Below are 18,285 nucleotides of genomic sequence, written 5' to 3' on the forward strand. Positions count from 1 at the left end.
TTTGGCATTTGTGCTTGTGAATCTTAAGGGGTAAGAAGAGAATTCTTCTCTTTTTGTGCCTACTCCTATAAAAACTTAACCCCTTCGATTCACAACCTAAACACAACTATTTTATAAAAACGAGCTTGACTAACTCGATGCAATATTAAGGTATGCCAGTTTCAAAAAATGAAACTCAAACATTCCCAAATGTTAAAATTTTGTTGCTGTGTGATGCCAAAAAAAATCGAAGCAAAACTATAGGTTGAAAAGGTGTTATGCATACAGAAATCTGTACTTACAAACACTATTTTTAAATGGTTTTGGAAAATCTTGATTTCACATTAGAAGTCTATCCGAGAGCACGCATAATTGCACCTAAGAAATGATCAAACAACACTAAAAACATCTATAAAATCACCCAATAACACTGCTCAATCTAAACATTGGTAGATACATCGCGATAAGGATAACGCCCACGATAAGGCCTACAAAAATGGTAAGTGCCGGGTTAAGGACATTTGAAATAAGTTGCGACTGGTATTTTACTTGTTGGTTATATTGCTCGTTCAGTTTTTGAAAAATAAATTCGGTTTGGTTGGTTTCTTCGGCAACACGAATCATAGCAATCATTTTTTTATCAAAAATCTTACTTCTAGCAAACGAAGTACTCAATTTATCTCCTGCAATTACTGCCTCATTTGTTTTATGCAATCCTTCTTGCAAAGGATAAAAATTAATCATATTCTTTACCAGGTCGATACTGTCTACCATGGGTATTTTGGCAGAAGTTAAGAGTGAAAGTGCCTGCGTAAACTGGGCCATGTAGATTCTTCGGAAATAATTTCCTAAAATGGGTAATCGCAACTGAATTTTACCCCAAATTTTTCGATACCATAATTTTTTGGAAACGAATACCAATGTTGTTATTCCCAAACCAATCCCCAAAAGGATGAAAAGTCCATGATCACTTACAAAATTCGAGAAGTTAATGATCGCCTCTGTAATATCTGGGAGATCAACTTTGTTTTGTTTAAAAATATCTACAAACATAGGCACCACATACCTCAACATGAAGAAAATCACGATTAAAGCGGTACATAATACAATGATAGGATAGGTAAGCGCCGAAATAATTTCACGTTTAAGGTCATTTTTCCTTTTATAAAATTCACTCAACTCTAAGGTGATTTGTGGAAGTTGCCCTGTTTGTTCTCCAATTTTAATGGCATAATATTCATAATCACTAAAATTATTGTTGTGGTGTATTATTTCTGAAAACGAACTTCCATCTACCAGATCATCTACCATGAAATTCATCAATTTTTGATCTTTTTCCTTTTTCTGAGTTTCTGCTAATAGTTCTAATCCGTTTTTAAGATCGATCCCCGATTTCAGTAATACACTAAGCTCTGCATACCATTGTTCTTTTTTCTTTGCGCTAAATGCGTATCCAAACAAGGATATTTCCCGAGTTAGAATTTCAGAAACATCAAAAGAATTATTTTTCTTCTTTGGCTTGTTTGTATTTGCAATTTTAATACCCATACTTAAAAATGTATCGTAGGATCGTTGTGCTTAAACACAAAAATGCGATGTAATTCTGTTGTTTTATCGAAGGTTAATTTTACGGCATCAATTTGCCCTGTTTGCACCTCATTACCTTCAAAATAAAAGGCCTTTGTTTTTGTAGTGACTAAAAACTTATCATCTCCAGAAAATATACTATCTGTAGAAAACGTATACTTTTTTTCTGCTATAGGCGATGACAAAATAAGCTGGTTGTCTACTTCGCTCCATTGCGCCGTTGTGTGTTTATTGATATCTATAGTAAGTGCCACTTCAAGAGATTGCAATTGTGATCTGTATTCGTAATTACCCGCTATGCCTTGCATATTTTTTTGTACTATTCCCAAAATAGAAAATGCAAGGCCCGCGACTATTGCCGAAAGAACAATAACCACCATAACTTCGGTAAGTGTAAATGCTTTTATTTTTGTATTTAATCTCATGTGCTAGTATACTATTTTTTGGTGTTCTTTTTCGTCTTTACTATACGTTATGCGTGCCCCTTCTTTCTGTGCAGTTATAAAAACATCCCATCCTGCAAAATCTTCACTATAGGGCAACACTATCTTTTGGTGAATAACCCTGTATTCTAGCTCTTTGACACGATTTTCAATCGCTTTCTGATCTCGTTTTACATGGGTATTAAAAATATTGTTGAAACTCAAACTAGCGATCATAAATACAATAATAATCAATACCGACGCTGTTAGCGTTTCGATAAGTGTGGCTCCTTTTATTTTTTTTAATATAACCATTGTGCCACTGTATTTTCTGAATCCTGAAAAAGCAAACCTGCATAATTAGGTATGGGATTCGTTAACACTTTACCATTATAAATATGGTTAAGATATATAGAGCCAGATTGATTGGCAACAAAACGTTTTGCATATACAGAACCTCGTATTATTCCCTGAAAGTCCATATTCCCTTGGCAATATACCTCGCCAATCACTTCTGATCCCGATGCCATTTTAAGGTGTGTTTGTATTCGGTTTTGCTGTTCAGGATATTTTTCTAAAAACACAACTCCCCCCTCTATCTTGGTATTGTTACCGATTACAAAATCAACAACATTATTCTGGAGATTCCCTGCTGCAGCATTAGCTGGTTTTGTTTGATCATATAACACTATAGATGATGGATATGACAGATAGCAGTTTTTTCCAATACTTATTTTTTTACTGGCAACGATTTGCATACTACCTTTTACATTGTCTTTTATTGTCACCTCTGGAGCAACGAGCATTACATTTTGCAATTGAGAAGCATTTTCGACAATAATTCTGGAACCTGATTGCACTATTACATTTCCCGCTATTTTTTCATCACCCAAAATGATCGTGGCAGGATCGTAAATGATCTGATAGTGATCATAAAAGCTATTTTTAATATCCTTTGATGCAACAATACTATTAGACTCATCAACCAATATCCCTCTTCCTAGAGATTCAAGGTACGATATCCAATCTGGAGACAGAGGCGGGAGTGTTTTCTTACTTTCCAACACCCTACCATAATACAAACTGGATCCTTGATAATAATTCCCAGAAATATTTCCTGCTTTCATTCCTTGTTTTGGCACATAACTATTTCCTTCTATTCGTGTGTTACCAACCACCACTAAAGGAGAATTTGTGTCTACCAGATATAGATTCGGTGAGACATTATCTCCTAATGATCCCACCAAAGCCGTTTTTGAAATTGCTCTGTTATGAATAGTGATTTCAGAAAACACTTTCATCCAGGCTCCATGAAAGGTAGCATGCAACTTCTTTATTCTTCCTTCTTTTTCTTGCCGCACCGTATCTTTTGTGACTACAATCTTTTGAAACGGTTCAAGAATTTGCTGATTAGACAAAGTACTTGCCTCCAGTAATTCATTAGATTTTATATTGAAAAAAGACTGTACATGTGTGAGTAACAAAAATGCGCTCAAAATTAAGGCAACAATTACCGAAATTAGCAATGCAAATTGCATAGCCTGTGCTTTTATTTTGGTAAAAGGTTTCAATTCAAAATATCAAATCGCTTCGTTTTTCCTTTATATCTTAGTTGCACCCATGAATTGGTTCCTTTGGTCAATCTTACTTCTGAAACTTCATCATTTCTCTTCATTAACTGGTCGACACCATTAATCTCGATCAAATAAATAGCCGTAGCTCCTTGTCCACCTGTCACCAAACCTTTATATCGAATAGTTGGCCAATTTATTTCTGGTGGTTTTGGTCTAGTAACTTTTGGTTGTACCAGTTCTTTTTTAGGGATATACATCGTACCTAAAAAAGGATCTCTTTCTGCAGCAGAAATGGTAAACACCTCTCTTTCTTTTCCTTCTATTTTAGAAAATGTGACCGCAGAGGTATTCACAAGTACAGGATCATCATCAGAAAAGGCGTCGGTTACCTGATAGATAATCGCCCCCCATATACCTAATACAAGTGGTAACAATACATATAATGCTTTTTTACCTTTTAACATCGATGTTTAATTTATGTCAAAACTTTGCGTGGTACTTGCATCACTTTCATTATTTGCGGCATCAAATGCTTTTAAAAACCAATAATATGTTTTACTGGCTTCTAAAGTAATTTCTGAAGGCGAAGTAACTCTATCTTTGGTTACCAGCCGGGTAAGTACCTCGTCTTCATAGACATAAACACTATCAAACTCTGCAGTACCTTCTATTGCTTCCCGGGTCCAACTAAAAGAAACAGTCGTATCGGTTAAAGTAGCTTCATTTGCAGGTGTAACTGCCGAAGGCGTATTCGGTTTCATAGTATCCACAGTGAGTGTCCTCATAGTATATAAGGTGTTTTGAGTTGCATTTTCTGCCCGTACCTGCCATTTACTACCTCCTTCGGGAAAAGTAATTTCAAAAGTGGTTGTATTTGTTGTTTCTTCCTGTACTACCTCATCACTACTATTTAAAATTTGTAATCTATAGGTATTTGCATTGGGAACCACTTGCCATTCTAAAGTCACAGTAGGTTCACTAGTAATCAAATCATTTGCAGGCGACGTTAACAATACCTCTCTGGAAGCAAAATCAACCGGTTCTATTACCGATAACTTGGCTGAAGCATAAGCCGTAGAAGATCCCGAGTTCTGTGCTCTAACCCTCCATTCATAAGAATTCTTAGTTAAGGTGGTTCTAAAACTTGTTGATGATACTGTGGTATCCTCTACAATCTGGGCCGCATTTTCAAAGTCGGGTCTAGCAATTTGTAAACGATATGAAGTAGCCTGATCCACACCTTCCCAACTAAAATTTATCGAAGTTTCATCGATCTGACTCCCATCAAGAGGTGCAATAATAGAGATAACTGCCTCGGTTAAATCTTCTTCTATGAACGCTTCCTCACACCCTATAAAAACCAGAGTTAAAGAAAGACAATATAACATATATTTTTTCACACGTTTAAATTTTAGTAATTGTCTAAATAAATTAATGATAAAATTGAGAACGTATGTTACCACTTCGTTCTCCTATTAAGAATTTTAAAACATTCTCGTTGGTGAAATAATTTTTAAATTTCTTGATGTTCGATTCATATATCGATACTATTATTTTTTAATTGTAAGCTAGAATTACGCAACACTCAGTGATCTTTATTTCTTCTCTTCATTGAGCTCTTTGTTCAATTCCTTACACTATTTTTTTGGTTTTCTTTTTATTACAACTTAAAATAATCCATTTTTTCCTGAGCCTTACTGGCGTCTCGATAAGCATCATTCCCACAAGTTCCTGTTTTGTCTACAATACCTGATAGCACTACTTTTCTTTTCCCATTTATTTTCCAGCAAAAATAAGATTGTTGATACCCAAAAATGGAGGTAGCAGCAAAATCGATTGTTTTATAGGTTTTACCACCTCTCACCAAAGCAATTTGATACTGTTTATATTTTTGATTTTCTAAAAAAACAGCTTCAGCTATTAGAATTTCCCGTATTATTTGTTGTGGTAATGCCAGCGAAACCGCTGTTACTACACCAGCATTTTTTTGGTTTTTGAGATATTGTATGACATGATCATTTTCTTCATTTTTCATTTCAGAAAGCAACGTGATTTGGTCAAGGATTTCTAATTTTAAAAAGCCTGGTTTTGCTTTCACTGAATCGACATATTTTACATGCTGCTTATTATTTTGAGATACTTTTAGATAGGCTTTATAGGTACTTTCATTAAAATCGGTTGAAGTGACTCCTACGCGAATAGCATTATTATAGGTTGGCAATGCAGTTTCCTTAAAATCGGATGAAAGAATATCAGTATTTTGAACACCTATTACCCCTAATGCAATGGGAGGAGTAACTGCCGTTTGCATTTTAGAATTCTTTACATTAATACTCTTACAGCATACCAATGTAAAGCTGATGAATATCAACATAAAATGTTTTCTATATATATACATGTTTTTCATAGTTGTTTTTTTAATTCAAACGTTGCAACAAAATGTTACACTGTAAATACGTTTTCCTAGTTCTAAAGTTTTTTTTCTTTTCAAAACTCATTTGTATGACATTCCCAAAACTATATTTTTGTTCAAGTGCATACACCACATTAATTAGTGATTGGTAGTCACCTTGTATTGTAAAATTATAGGTTGTTGTAGTTTTTTCACTTCCTTCATCGGTAAAAACATGTGGTTCTTCAAAGCCTACCAAAGTAAACCCAGAATCGCTAGACAATGTATTCAGGGTTCTTAAAATATTGTTCTGCAAAGAACTCCCTTCAACATTGTTTTTCTGGAGAATTTCGTTTAGTTGTTTTTCTTTATTTGCCAAAGCAGCTAACTGTACCGGAGCAGATTGATACGCCTCCTTCTGTTGCTCAAGTTTGGTAACTTCATTGCTCACCGCAAAAGTTTTGGCAAATCCAAAACGATAGGCGAAAAGGAACACCAATAACAACCCTATGATCAGAATAATATTTTTATTTCTTTGTGTCATGGGCTAATTGTATTATAAGTTCAAAACTTGACGTATTTTTTTTATCTACGCCATAACTAGCAATGGTAACTCTGGTTACAAAATCTAAATTTTCGATAGCATTTAACCACGAAGTAAAATCTTTTTTATCGATAGAATTTCCCGTAACAGATATCACATGGTTTTTAATTTGAATGGGTTTATCATTGCGAATAGTTTTTGCCAAAGGCTGATATACAAAAGAAGAAAGCAATATTGTGGTTGGCTGCAAGGCAATAATTCTATCTGCATATAAGGAGCTTTTAGAAAACCCAGTAGTTAAAATACTATTGACGATAGCTTCTTTACCCGCAACAATGGTTTGTTGTCTTTTGATACTTTCATTTTGACTGGTGTATACTTGAATCTCTTCTTGTAACCCTTGCCACTTCTTATACTTCGAATTAAACACAAAGAAATTAATAAGAAGTGTAATCAATAAAAACCCGACACCATATTGCAATGCTTTTTTAAAAAAAGTAACCTCTTTGTATTGCTCCCGTAGATGCTGATTGAGATCTGCTACATTTCCACTAATTTTAGCTTGGTGAGAAAAAGAATCTAATGTCATTGCTAATGGAAGTACATGCGAACTCCCTACACCTAAACCTTGTATTTCATAATGCTTAGATAATTCGGTGCTCCGATTAATTGCAGTCACTTGAGTATTGTGCAATGTAATACTCGAAGTATGCGTTAACAATTCATCAGTATCAATAAAAGAGGTTAAGCTAGCTGCTTTAAGATTCCCTAAAGCCACTTCGGTAATTATAATTTTTTCCTTTCTATATGCATTTATGATTTCATCTACCTTAGACTTTCGGCAAATAGCTATAAAGGATTTAGCATCTGTTTTGAGAATCTCATAGTAAAAATCATCGAGATTTAAATTTGGATACGCTTTTGATAAAACCTCATGATCTGCACCAATTGTATCTACTTCTTTGGTAAGTAAACTACCATTAGTAATAGCAATACCAACTCTTGGAATAGTTTTCACTTCATCTGCCACATCCTGAATTTGATGCACCGTAAAAGTATGAGAGATATCGAGTTCTTCTTTTTTCAACTGGATTTGAAGGCCTAAGATGATCTGCTCGTTATCATTCCCAGAATGTTCGAGTGTGACATAGGTTTTACCCATAGGGTTATATGAAGAGAACTTTGTACCCATTAATAAAATACAGTAGGTTTTATAATTACATTAAGTCTTCGTTTTGAATCTTCTCTTACTCTTTTACTGAACAACCATTTTATGATCGGAATACGAGATAGTAAAGGCACTCCCGAACCAGAATCGTTTTTCACTTTTTGTTCAATGCCTCCTAATATTGCTACATCATTCGCCTGCATGCGCATGATAGACGAAAACCTTCTACTATTGATATCTGGTGGTGCATTTTCAGCAATACGTTCGCCACTAAAATTAGATTGAATTACCTGGATATCGAGTGTTATTTGCCCATCTCCAGAAACAAAAGGCTTAAACTCTAATGCTAGTTCAGCATCTATAGGCTGATAATTTACGATCTCAGAGGTTTGTGGATTCTGAGACCCGAAAATATTCTGACTAGTAACTGCATAATAGGTAGTTTGTCCACTAGACAAATAGGCTTTATGGCCATTTAATGTACTTAACTTAGGTGTAGAAAGAATCTTTACATTACCGTTGGTCTCCATTGCCTTGATATCCATGTAAAAGTTAGGAACCACATTCCCAAGGTTTAAAGATCCAAAACCATCAAAACCACCAATAATTCGATTAATGGTTTGTGCACCTAGGGTTATATTGGCATTTGGAAAAGCTACTCCTTCATCGTTTACAGGTTCTTTACCTAACCCAAACTCTACTCCTGTTTCTACGGTAGCAGATCGATTGACTTCCAAAATCATAACTTCGATAAGAATAAGAGGAACTGGCTTATCCACATATTTTACGAAGTTTTTGAATTTTTCGACCTTTGCCCCCGAACCACTAACAACAAAACTATTAAGTTCTGTATCTATCTTAATATCTAAACCCTGAGTAACACTAAGTGGAAATATATCTGAAATAGATCCTGCTTCATTACTTTGTGAGGAACCTGTTCTTGAGAAATTATTTCCTGAATTAATTCGATTTCTTGAATTGAGCCCTCCTTGGTTTAAACCGTTATTTTGGTTACTACCAAAATAACTAGTTCCTCCTGTAACAAAATTGTTATTATTGAAGCTATTTCCGTAAGAAGTAGATGGATTGGCATCTCCTAACATAGCTATAGATCTATGCATCATCTGCACCAATTCAATTTTTTTAATAGAAAGCTGATCTTCCGTTCCAAAATAATAGATATTTCCTTCTTTTTTAAAGGTGAAATTTCCAGAATTATTTGAAGTGCCAGTTTGAAAATTTTGAGAAGTAGTATTATTGGGCGTACTCAAATTTGAACTATTATTGGAAGCAGTCGAAGAACTTTTACTCTCAAAAATCTTAATTAATAAATCGTCGAAACTTATAGCTTCTGCCTTTACAGTAACAGAACCAGCATTTTCTAAAGGAGAAGCTGTAAAGACATCTAGATCCAAATCCTCGGTAATATTATATACCACATCTGAAATAGGTGTATTTTTGAGATCTACTGAAATTACTTTATTGATAGAATCTACTACTTTGTAGTAAAAGTTTCTGCGGTTTCTAAATGGCCTCCCGGTGCCACCTGAAGTATCACCCCCTTCTAAACTATCGAACTCATAAAACCCATCTCTCGTTTTATTAAAATCGAGATTATTCGCTTCTGCCAATTTTCTTAAAGCGATATCAACAGGAACATCGCTAATAAAAAGAGTAACCATTTTGTTATTCAAACTTGGAGAAAACAATAAGTTCTTTCCCGAGATCTCGGTAATTTTTCTAAATACTTTTGGCAACGGATCATTGCTAAAATCTGTAGATAACGTCTCCCTGCTCACATCGTAAGATGCTATCATTTCTTTTTCAACCGGGGTCTGAACTGGAGGAACATATTTTCGTATTGATAAAATATTTCCAATAAAATCGATATCTAATTTATATTCCTTCGTTAAAAAAAGTAATAATTCCTGAACACTAACATTGTTAAATCCATTTATAATTGTAATACTATTCAACTCTTCGGAAACATTAATATTAATTTTGTGAACTTGGGCTACCGCTCTCAAAAAATTAAGTAAACTAGTATTGGATAGGTTGATATTTACCTTTTGAGTTAATGCAGGAACATCTACACTTAACAACTGCAGCTTATTTTCGATTGTAGCAATCCTGTTTTTTTCATTGGCCATGTCTTGCAAGGAACCCTGGGCGAGGGATACCCATGCAAAACCAAAAAAGAAACCAAGTATTATTATATATTTTTTCATCTAATTATTATATTATTTTACAGGCCCCAGACCTTAATGGGTAGCCAAAAGTGCATAGACTTCTTCTACCGAAGTAAGCCCCTCAACGACCAGTCGTATTGCGTTTGTTTTTAATGTTTTAATATTATTTTGGGTGATATAGTCATCTATTTGCAATTCATTATGCCGTATAGTTGTTTCTAATTCTTTCGTGATCGGTAATATTTCATAGATTGCTTTTCGTCCTAAATATCCAGTTTGATAGCAGTGATTGCATCCTTTTGCTACATAGTGCTTGTTTAATTCTTCAGGAATCTCAAAACCTAAAGGAAAGTCTTTGATTTCCGATTTTTTTTCCTTTTTACAATGATGACAAAGTTTACGCACCAATCGTTGAGCGATACTCATGGTTAATGTACTAGCCAACAAAAATGAAGGCACTTTCATATCAATAAGTCTTGATATGGTTGCCCAGGCAGAATTAGTATGTATTGTAGATAATACCAAGTGGCCTGTTAGCGCCGCTTTAATTGCCATATTCGCAGTTTTGTCATCTCGTATCTCACCAACCATGATTACATCTGGGTCCTGTCGCAAAAAAGCTCTTAACGCTGCAGGAAAATCGAACTCGATATCTTCTCGCAACTGCACTTGATTTACTCCTTCTAGGGTATATTCTATAGGATCTTCTATGGTTAAAATATTAGAAACCTCTTTATTTAGCTCTTTTAGTGTTGCATATAAGGTGGTGGTTTTTCCCGAACCCGTAGGACCAGAAATCAAAATAATACCTTGTGGCTTTTTAATGGCTTCACGATATAATTCTAGTTCCTGTTCTGTAAACCCCAGATCATCAAGCTGCACCTGTTGTGTATCCCGATTTAAAAGTCTCAATACAATTTTTTCACCATACAGTGTTGGCATTGTAGATACACGAATATCAAATTCTTCTCCTCCACTTTTAAATGTAATTCGACCATCCTGAGCCAAACGTTTTTGAGAAATATCTAAGCCTGATTGAATTTTGATTTGATTTACCAACTGGGGGAATTCTTTCTTGGTAATCGTATACATCTCCTTTAGCTTTCCATCTAACCTAAAACGTACCCTGCAAAACTTCTCATAAGACTCCATATGAATATCACTACTACCAAAATCTTTTGCTGTAGTAATGAGTTTTTGCAAAAAATTGTCTTCGTAATGAAGTTTTTCATTAGAAGTACTTGATTTTCGATAATTGAGAGTAAGATAAGATTGTATATTGTCTGATGTCTCAGAAACCAATACGATATCTTGGTTTAATATAATAGAAAGTTCTTTTTGCAAACTTTCCTGATCAAGAGTATCCGTTTTAAAATGAACAGTATTATCTTCTTTTTCAACCGGTATAATTCTATAATGAAATGCCTGGTTAGAGGTAATTAACTGTTTTAACTGAACTGGTATTTCAAAAGTATCTGCACTCATTATATTAGATATAAGTTTATTGTATTCGACATCCAGTTTGCAATAAATATCAGAAGTAAAAAAGCGGCCATATACCCTGCCAAAGGTGTACCCTCATGATGACTTTTATGTTTCATCAGTAACCAAACCAATAATGAAAAGATCAAAGAAAACACAAAGATGATCACAAAAGTTACCGATGGGAAAGCTACAGCTAATGCCAAAAAATACAGACCATCAGCAAATCCAAATACTTCTTTAAAAAACGGCCTCTTAATAATGAGCCAAGCATATAGGTATAATATCCCGAGGATCAACCCTACTAAACTTACATTTATTGCTATTGCATTAAAAAAATGAAGTCTTAATACATTGGTAAAATGCAAATACCCTAATAGAAAGATAAGTGCAGGCAGCAAAAACCAATACACTTCTCTGCTTCTAAGGTCTTGATATGTTATATATCCCAAATTCAAAACTATAAGTCCTTTTACCAAAAGCATATTAATCTTGTACGATCTGTTTTGGGCTTCCTTTTTCGTCAATTTCCCAAACATTAAATACCCCGTCACCATCAAAATCGACAACTGCAGTAGCTCTCGCCTTAAAATTAGAGATAGAAGCTTCTATAATTTCATAGCTGTAGTTTGCAACACCACCACCTTTTACTGTAACCGGTGCCTCATAATTAATTTCGGTAAAGTCTAAAGAATATTTAGAATTTAAAAATCTATACTGTGTTTGCATATTGCTTATAGTCTTCAACTGTATTTTTGCCTCTTGCGCCTTTGTTTGAGCAATAAGAGGTAAGAAATTAGGCAATGCAATTAACAGTAAAATCCCTATGATAGCCAGTACCAATAGCATTTCCTGAAGATTAAAAGCTTTGAGCTTATATATTTTCAAACGCATAAATAGTTTTGTTTATGAAAGACCGTGCAATACTAATTAATACCAGTTTCATTTTTTGAAACTGAAACATCAATAATTGTTAAATTTTATAGATTTTAAACTTGGTCGAAATCCGGAACAAAACTATAATGTGATAATTCTTTTCGCATACAGAAATCTATATTTTCCTTACTTATTTTTTAAAGCATCGAACTAATAAGTAACAAATATCATAATTCAAATTGTTCTACTATCAGTAACTATTCCCATTCACCGAAAGAAAACATAGGTTTGGTCGTAGACGAATGGTGTCTCGACAGCAGTACTCCCTTATTCTATTTTCTGCATGCTACTTTTACACTGTAGTTGTTAATAAAGTAATCGATTTTATGAAACATAAAGTAAGTAGCAAAGGCTGCCTCTAAAAAGAAACATAAAAGAACATCGTTAAAAAAATAAAGTACCCCAAAACTTGCATATCGTCATAAACAAAAAGCTATATCACCCCAATATAGCTTTTGTTGTTTATAGCATCTTTTAAAAAGATAAATACTAGTAAATTTTAATTTATTTTATAGAAGTTACAAATCCTACGGATTCCCATAACATTGCTTAAAAAAAGTTTCAGAAATTCAACTAAGGAAAAAATTTTATGTTATGGAAAACTTATTCATCAAGTACAAAGAAATTCTCTTTAAAGGAGACATGGGAATCTTAAAAAAGAATAATTTATTAAACAACTCCAAGAAAACGTATCGAGTTCGTGGTAGAAGTAAATACGGCACCCTCATTCATGATGAGTTTCTTAATTCAAAAAACGAACCTATTTATAACATTGAGTATTTTATCTCCTACGACAACTCATACCGATACATATTCATTCAAGATTTAAAGAAGTCGGTTAATTACGAGGAAGAAGAACTTCTAAATTAATGGCAAAAATTCTTTATTTTTACACTTAATCGATAAAAAACGTGTTTTATCGTGTTTTTATAATGAATCAAAGTACTAAAGTTAATAAAAACTCTGTTTGAATGTATATTTGAATTGTGAGTAAAAAACAACGTCTATTTTTAATCAAATAGTCTGTCAAAATTTAATTAGCCCTAGAATTACCCTGAATTTAAAACACTTAAAAAAAACCTCTTCATAATGAAGAGGTTTTTTATGAACATTATATAAATCTCTTTTAAACTGATTTTTGGTAAGCTTCAAAAATCCAACGTTTCAATTCTTCGTCTACTTCATCTATTGCAGAAATTCGAACTCTATGAGTACACATAGTTCCAAATGGCCCCGAATTTTCAAGTCTATCTGTGGTGGGTTTATCTTTTAGTTTAAATCCTAAATCAATTCTTGTTTTGGTTGCTGGTTTAATTAAAACAAATTGCCTTTTCCGAATAACACTCACACTTCCCTTTTTGGGGGTAATGGTTACATCCTGACCCAAAGACGATACATAATCAATTAGTTCTTTATAGATAGGAATTAAGTTTTCTTTGCCCTTATACTGCAATGTTACTAAATCATCTGGGGCATGACTTTCCTCTTTAGACAACGTGACAATAGTATTGGCAAACCCGTGAGATACATTAAATTCAGTCTTCAAGTATTTAACACCTTCAGAATGTTTAGCAAAAGCTTTGTCTTTAAGAATAGATTTCCATTCATCTAGTGATTTACCAGTTTTTTCGGGCATATTGGCAATCATCGTTTGCAAAGCCTTGTCCATGTCTAATGAATTATTTAATTAACTACAACTTTTGATAGAAGATAAAGAATATATCATATTAATATCCCTTGACTACTAATGTAACAAAATTGTAACAAACTCCTTATTATGAAAAATGATTCCATTTGCCATAATTATTGCAATGTTTAATAATTAATGTCTCAATAAAACAAAATGTTGCTTCATTCTTGGTTTTGTAGTCGCTTATAAATCTTGGTAAGTTACTAAAACAAGTTTTACATCCCTGTTCTGATAGCTTCTACCGGATCAAGTTTAGAAGCTGAAATTGCCGGCAGAATTCCCGAGATCAAACCTATAAATGACGAAACTATAGTTCCTAATAAAATATTTATTGGTGAGAGTATAAACTCAAAATCACCGGTAAATTGCGAAGCCAATAGCGAGACCAACCATACAAGAATAAGACCAATAAGCCCTCCTATTAAAGACAAGATCACGGCTTCAAACAGAAATTGAAATAAGATAAATTTGTTTTTAGCCCCCAAAGACTTTTGTATTCCTATCAAGTTTGTTCGTTCTTTTACACTTACAAACATAATATTGGCTATACCAAATCCCCCAACTAATAGTGAAAAACCGCTTATAATAAGACCAATAACGCTCATTTGCCCGGTGATGTTATCAATAAAATCTGTAAATCCCTGCAATTGATTGATAAAAAAGTTATCGATCTCATCTGGTTTTAAACCTCGATAAGCTCTTAGTTTTTGTTTGAGAGCAGCTACAAATTCGGGTACATCGATACCTGATTCTGGTTTTATTACGATACCTGGGAAAGAAGCTTTGTTATTATTCCCATAAATACGGCGCACCAAATTTGCAGGTACCATTACCATAGTGTCTTTAGACCCACCAAACAATCCAGAACCTTCCTTTTTCAGCACCCCAATTACAGTAAATTTTCTCCCATACAATCGTACTCTTTTACCTATAGGATCTGCACTACCAAATAAACTATTGGCAATTTCATCACCCATTACAATTACTGGAGCTCCAGAGAGTGATTCTTGCTCATTATAAAACCTACCATTAACCACTTGTAATTCTTCAATATCATAATAATCATTGGTCACAGGAGCCACTTGCACGTTACTCACAGTTTCGTCTTGATATTTTATGGTTTCAGGCCCTACGTTTAATGCAAATGCCGCCGCTTTTACATCGGGCAACGTACGCTTAATATATTGATACTCTTCAAAAGTTACATCAGGAAACTGTTCCCTCTTCCATTGTGGTACATCGGTAGGGCCAAACGAAAAACGCATTAAATATATAGTACTATTATCTAGTGAACTTATACTTCCTTTTATTTCCTGTTTTAATGAATCGACAGCAGCCAAAACACCTATAATAGAAAAGATCCCTATTGTTACCCCAAGTAACGACAAGAAGGTTCTAAGTTTATTATTGATCAAGGCATTTACAGCAAAGTAAAAACTCTCTTTAAGTACTCGAAGATAGATTAGCATATGCGATGTATTGCGTCAAATTTTGAATCATCTAAAGATAGGACGTTTTCCTTAGAATTTTGTTACAAATTCTTGCAAACAATTATACATAATTGATTGTCTAATTGGTAAGTAAATTGCTACTTTTGCGTTTTACTAACTAAAATTACCCATGAGCAACACAAAAACGGCGAAATCTGCATTAATTTCTGTATTTAGTAAAGACGGATTAGCACCTATCGTAAAAAAATTAGACGAACTTAACGTAACAATTTATTCAACCGGAGGGACCGAAAAATTTATAAGAGATTTAGGAATCGATGTAGTTCCTGTAGAAGATATTACCTCTTACCCTTCTATTTTGGGTGGTCGTGTAAAAACATTACACCCTAAAGTATTTGGTGGAATTCTAAATCGTCAAAACAATGATAGCGATGTTGCCGAATTAGAGCAGTATGAAATCCCGCAGATCGATATTGTAATCGTAGATTTATATCCATTCGAAAAAACTGTAGCTTCGGGAGCTTCAGAACAAGATATTATTGAAAAAATCGATATTGGCGGTATTTCTCTCATTAGAGCAGCTGCCAAAAACTTTGCCGATGTTACTTGTGTAGCCTCTGTAGATGATTATGCTGAGTTTTTGGATATCATTTCTGAAGGAAACGGAAGTATTTCACTTGCAGATCGTAAACGTTTTGCCGCTAAAGCTTTTAATGTATCTTCTCACTATGACACAGCTATTTTCAACTACTTTAATGGAGATCAGGAAATTGCAGCACTTAAGGTGAGCGAAACAAAAGGAAAAACGTTACGTTATGGCGAGAACCCTCATCAAAAAGGATTCTTTTTTGGTGATTTTGATGCTATGTTTGACAAACTACATGGTAAAGAGCTTTCTTATAATAACCTACTCGATGTAGATGCTGCTGTAAACTTAATGAGTGAATTTAAAGGAGAAGCGCCAACCTTTGCTATTTTAAAACACAATAACGCTTGTGGTCTTGCTCAACGAGATACCGTTTTACAATCATATGTAGACGCATTGGCTGGAGATCCAATTTCTGCTTTTGGAGGCATTTTAATTAGTAACTCTGAAATTGATAAAGCGACGGCAGAAGAAATACATAAATTATTTTGTGAAGTAGTAATTGCACCTTCTTTTACCGAGGATGCACTAGAGATCCTGAAAGGAAAGAAAAATAGAATTCTACTCATACAGAAAGACATTGAACTACCGCAAACCCAAGTGCGTACATGCTTAAATGGTGCTTTGGTACAAGATAAAGATTTAAAGACTGATGCAACTGAAGATTTAACAACTGTAACCAAGGCAGCACCAACAACTGCACAAATTGAAGACCTTTTATTTGCGTCGAAAATCTGTAAGCATACCAAATCAAATACCATAGTATTTGCAAAAGATAAACAATTATTCGCTAGCGGAACAGGACAAACCTCTAGAGTAGATGCGTTGAAACAATCTGTAGAAAAAGCAAAATCATTTAACTTTGATTTGAATGGAGCGGTAATGGCAAGTGATGCTTTTTTCCCGTTTCCAGACTGTGTAGAATTGGCAGATAAAGTAGGAATAAAAGCAGTGATTCAACCTGGTGGTTCAATCAAAGATCAATTAAGTATAGATTACTGTGACGAAAATGGAATTGCAATGGTTATGACCGGAACTCGCCATTTTAAACATTAATTTTATTACATTTACGAAATTTTAACCCCTTTTTCGAATTTTTATGGGATTTTTTGACTTCTTTACCGAAGAGATCGCAATAGACTTAGGTACCGCTAATACCTTAGTAATTCACAATGACAAAGTAGTGGTAGATAGCCCATCTATTGTAGCTAGAGATATTATGTCTGGTAAAATTATCGCAGCGGGAAAAGAAGCTGCCATGATGCAAGGAAAAACCCACGAAAACATCAAGACCATCAGACCTCTTAAGGATGGAGTAATTGCAGATTTTGATGCTAGTGAAAAAATGATAAGCATGTTTATCAAAGATATCCCTGCATTAAAGAAAAAGCTATTTGCTCCCGCTTTACGTATGGTGATCTGTATTCCATCTGGAATTACCGAAGTAGAGATGCGCGCGGTAAAAGAAAGTGCTGAGCGTGTAAATGGAAAAGAGGTATACCTTATTCATGAACCAATGGCTGCAGCAATTGGTATTGGTGTAGATATCATGCAGCCCAAAGGAAACATGATCGTAGATATAGGTGGAGGTACTACCGAAATTGCAGTAATTGCTTTGGGTGGTATTGTATGCGACAAATCTGTAAAAATTGCAGGTGATGTATTTACCAACGATATCATCTATTATATGCGAACCCAACACAATCTTTATGTTGGAGAGCGTACTGCAGAAAAAATAAAAATTCAGATTGGTGCTGCTACCGAAGACCTTGAACTTCCACCAGAAGAAATGAATGTACAAGGACGGGATTTATTAACAGGAAAACCAAAACAAGTACAGATTTCTTTTAGGGAAATGGCGAAAGCACTGGATAAATCTATTTTACGAATTGAAGATGCCGTAATGGAAACACTATCGCAAACACCTCCAGAACTCGCTGCAGATATTTATAATACGGGTATATATCTTGCTGGAGGAGGATCGATGCTTAGAGGATTAGACAAAAGATTATCTCAAAAAACAGATCTACCAGTATATATTGCAGAAGACCCTTTGAGAGCTGTGGTACGAGGTACAGGAATTACACTAAAAAATCTGAATAGATACAAAAGCGTATTGATAAAATAGTGTAAAAAAACATATTCCTAGTATACCTAAATTTTCGATTTTACGTTATCCTGCTTTGGCACCTTATTATGAGTATTCATTAAGGTACATAATAAAC

The 18,285-nt window shown here is 34.3% G+C and carries 18 protein-coding genes; 3 read left to right on the forward strand and 15 right to left on the reverse strand.

The window, feature by feature from the left end:
• Positions 1-396: 396 nt before the first annotated feature.
• From M0D21_RS13245 to M0D21_RS13305, 13 genes are all read right to left on the reverse strand, one after another.
• Positions 397-1,527, reverse strand: coding sequence for a type II secretion system F family protein (locus tag M0D21_RS13245; RefSeq protein WP_248330257.1), 1,131 nt, complete (start codon positions 1,525-1,527; stop codon positions 397-399).
• A gap of 2 nt (positions 1,528-1,529) precedes the next feature.
• Positions 1,530-1,991: a PulJ/GspJ family protein gene (locus M0D21_RS13250; protein ID WP_248330259.1), complete on the reverse strand. Its 462-nt coding sequence runs from the start codon at positions 1,989-1,991 to the stop codon at positions 1,530-1,532.
• A gap of 3 nt (positions 1,992-1,994) precedes the next feature.
• Positions 1,995-2,303, reverse strand: coding sequence for a hypothetical protein (locus tag M0D21_RS13255; RefSeq protein ID WP_248330261.1), 309 nt, complete (start codon positions 2,301-2,303; stop codon positions 1,995-1,997).
• Positions 2,291-3,526, reverse strand: a complete 1,236-nt coding sequence (locus M0D21_RS13260; protein WP_248330263.1) for a hypothetical protein — start codon at positions 3,524-3,526, stop codon at positions 2,291-2,293. The genes M0D21_RS13255 and M0D21_RS13260 overlap by 13 nt, the downstream gene beginning before the upstream one ends.
• A gap of 29 nt (positions 3,527-3,555) precedes the next feature.
• Positions 3,556-4,026: a hypothetical protein gene (locus M0D21_RS13265; RefSeq protein WP_248330265.1), complete on the reverse strand. Its 471-nt coding sequence runs from the start codon at positions 4,024-4,026 to the stop codon at positions 3,556-3,558.
• Positions 4,027-4,032: 6 nt separating this feature from the next.
• Entirely contained in the window at positions 4,033-4,962 is a 930-nt protein-coding gene (locus M0D21_RS13270; RefSeq protein ID WP_248330267.1) for a hypothetical protein, read from the reverse strand.
• Positions 4,963-5,222: 260 nt separating this feature from the next.
• Complete coding sequence (locus tag M0D21_RS13275; protein ID WP_248330269.1) at positions 5,223-5,969, reverse strand: hypothetical protein; 747 nt, start codon at positions 5,967-5,969, stop codon at positions 5,223-5,225.
• A 10-nt stretch (positions 5,970-5,979) separates the two neighbouring features.
• The gene (locus M0D21_RS13280) at positions 5,980-6,498 is read right to left on the reverse strand and encodes a hypothetical protein (protein WP_248330271.1); all 519 of its coding nucleotides are present in this window, start codon (positions 6,496-6,498) and stop codon (positions 5,980-5,982) included.
• Positions 6,482-7,690 carry a hypothetical protein gene (locus tag M0D21_RS13285; RefSeq protein WP_248330273.1) on the reverse strand — a complete coding sequence of 403 codons (1,209 nt, stop codon included), beginning with the start codon at positions 7,688-7,690 and terminating at the stop codon, positions 6,482-6,484. The genes M0D21_RS13280 and M0D21_RS13285 overlap by 17 nt, the downstream gene beginning before the upstream one ends.
• Positions 7,690-9,894: a type II secretion system protein GspD gene (locus M0D21_RS13290; RefSeq protein WP_248330275.1), complete on the reverse strand. Its 2,205-nt coding sequence runs from the start codon at positions 9,892-9,894 to the stop codon at positions 7,690-7,692. The genes M0D21_RS13285 and M0D21_RS13290 overlap by 1 nt, the downstream gene beginning before the upstream one ends.
• A 33-nt stretch (positions 9,895-9,927) precedes the next feature.
• Positions 9,928-11,340, reverse strand: a complete 1,413-nt coding sequence (locus tag M0D21_RS13295; RefSeq protein WP_248330277.1) for a GspE/PulE family protein — start codon at positions 11,338-11,340, stop codon at positions 9,928-9,930.
• Complete coding sequence (locus M0D21_RS13300; RefSeq protein WP_248330279.1) at positions 11,340-11,864, reverse strand: hypothetical protein; 525 nt, start codon at positions 11,862-11,864, stop codon at positions 11,340-11,342. The genes M0D21_RS13295 and M0D21_RS13300 overlap by 1 nt, the downstream gene beginning before the upstream one ends.
• Complete coding sequence (locus M0D21_RS13305) at positions 11,824-12,231, reverse strand: prepilin-type N-terminal cleavage/methylation domain-containing protein (RefSeq protein WP_248330281.1); 408 nt, start codon at positions 12,229-12,231, stop codon at positions 11,824-11,826. Before M0D21_RS13305 ends, M0D21_RS13300 begins: the two co-directional genes overlap by 41 nt.
• Positions 12,232-12,867: 636 nt before the next feature.
• On the opposite strand from M0D21_RS13305, the gene M0D21_RS13310 reads away from it, so the two are divergent.
• Positions 12,868-13,143 (forward strand): hypothetical protein, encoded by a 276-nt coding sequence (locus M0D21_RS13310; RefSeq protein WP_248330283.1) that lies wholly within the window; start codon positions 12,868-12,870, stop codon positions 13,141-13,143.
• Positions 13,144-13,399: 256 nt separating this feature from the next.
• Here the strand turns inward: M0D21_RS13310 and M0D21_RS13315 are convergent, their stop codons facing one another.
• Complete coding sequence (locus M0D21_RS13315; RefSeq protein WP_248330285.1) at positions 13,400-13,942, reverse strand: DUF4287 domain-containing protein; 543 nt, start codon at positions 13,940-13,942, stop codon at positions 13,400-13,402.
• A gap of 236 nt (positions 13,943-14,178) precedes the next feature.
• Entirely contained in the window at positions 14,179-15,432 is a 1,254-nt protein-coding gene (locus M0D21_RS13320) for an ABC transporter permease (protein ID WP_248330287.1), read from the reverse strand.
• A gap of 151 nt (positions 15,433-15,583) precedes the next feature.
• Here M0D21_RS13320 and purH point away from each other — a divergent pair, with 151 nt between their 5' ends.
• On the forward strand, positions 15,584-17,116 hold the full coding sequence (purH, locus tag M0D21_RS13325) for a bifunctional phosphoribosylaminoimidazolecarboxamide formyltransferase/IMP cyclohydrolase (protein WP_248330289.1): 1,533 nt from the start codon (positions 15,584-15,586) through the stop codon (positions 17,114-17,116).
• Between the two features lie 43 nt (positions 17,117-17,159).
• Positions 17,160-18,188: a rod shape-determining protein gene (locus M0D21_RS13330; protein WP_248330291.1), complete on the forward strand. Its 1,029-nt coding sequence runs from the start codon at positions 17,160-17,162 to the stop codon at positions 18,186-18,188.
• The last annotated feature ends 97 nt before the right edge of the window (positions 18,189-18,285 follow it).

It is taken from the genome of Aquimarina acroporae (assembly GCF_023195925.1).
GTDB lineage: Bacteria > Bacteroidota > Bacteroidia > Flavobacteriales > Flavobacteriaceae > Aquimarina > Aquimarina acroporae.

What these genes read in the sequence shown, in the direction of transcription:
- M0D21_RS13245 (WP_248330257.1), bottom strand. Translation starts at nt 1,527, where the DNA reads ATGGGTATTAAAATTGCAAATACAAACAAGCCAAAGAAGAAAAATAAT.
- M0D21_RS13250 (WP_248330259.1), bottom strand. Translation starts at nt 1,991, where the DNA reads ATGAGATTAAATACAAAAATAAAAGCATTTACACTTACCGAAGTTATG.
- M0D21_RS13255 (WP_248330261.1), bottom strand. Translation starts at nt 2,303, where the DNA reads ATGGTTATATTAAAAAAAATAAAAGGAGCCACACTTATCGAAACGCTA.
- M0D21_RS13260 (WP_248330263.1), bottom strand. Translation starts at nt 3,526, where the DNA reads ATGCAATTTGCATTGCTAATTTCGGTAATTGTTGCCTTAATTTTGAGC.
- M0D21_RS13265 (WP_248330265.1), bottom strand. Translation starts at nt 4,026, where the DNA reads ATGTTAAAAGGTAAAAAAGCATTATATGTATTGTTACCACTTGTATTA.
- M0D21_RS13275 (WP_248330269.1), bottom strand. Translation starts at nt 5,969, where the DNA reads ATGAAAAACATGTATATATATAGAAAACATTTTATGTTGATATTCATC.
- M0D21_RS13280 (WP_248330271.1), bottom strand. Translation starts at nt 6,498, where the DNA reads ATGACACAAAGAAATAAAAATATTATTCTGATCATAGGGTTGTTATTG.
- M0D21_RS13285 (WP_248330273.1), bottom strand. Translation starts at nt 7,690, where the DNA reads ATGGGTACAAAGTTCTCTTCATATAACCCTATGGGTAAAACCTATGTC.
- M0D21_RS13290 (WP_248330275.1), bottom strand. Translation starts at nt 9,894, where the DNA reads ATGAAAAAATATATAATAATACTTGGTTTCTTTTTTGGTTTTGCATGG.
- M0D21_RS13295 (WP_248330277.1), bottom strand. Translation starts at nt 11,340, where the DNA reads ATGAGTGCAGATACTTTTGAAATACCAGTTCAGTTAAAACAGTTAATT.
- M0D21_RS13305 (WP_248330281.1), bottom strand. Translation starts at nt 12,231, where the DNA reads ATGCGTTTGAAAATATATAAGCTCAAAGCTTTTAATCTTCAGGAAATG.
- M0D21_RS13310 (WP_248330283.1), top strand. Translation starts at nt 12,868, where the DNA reads ATGGAAAACTTATTCATCAAGTACAAAGAAATTCTCTTTAAAGGAGAC.
- M0D21_RS13315 (WP_248330285.1), bottom strand. Translation starts at nt 13,942, where the DNA reads ATGGACAAGGCTTTGCAAACGATGATTGCCAATATGCCCGAAAAAACT.
- M0D21_RS13320 (WP_248330287.1), bottom strand. Translation starts at nt 15,432, where the DNA reads ATGCTAATCTATCTTCGAGTACTTAAAGAGAGTTTTTACTTTGCTGTA.
- purH (WP_248330289.1), top strand. Translation starts at nt 15,584, where the DNA reads ATGAGCAACACAAAAACGGCGAAATCTGCATTAATTTCTGTATTTAGT.
- M0D21_RS13330 (WP_248330291.1), top strand. Translation starts at nt 17,160, where the DNA reads ATGGGATTTTTTGACTTCTTTACCGAAGAGATCGCAATAGACTTAGGT.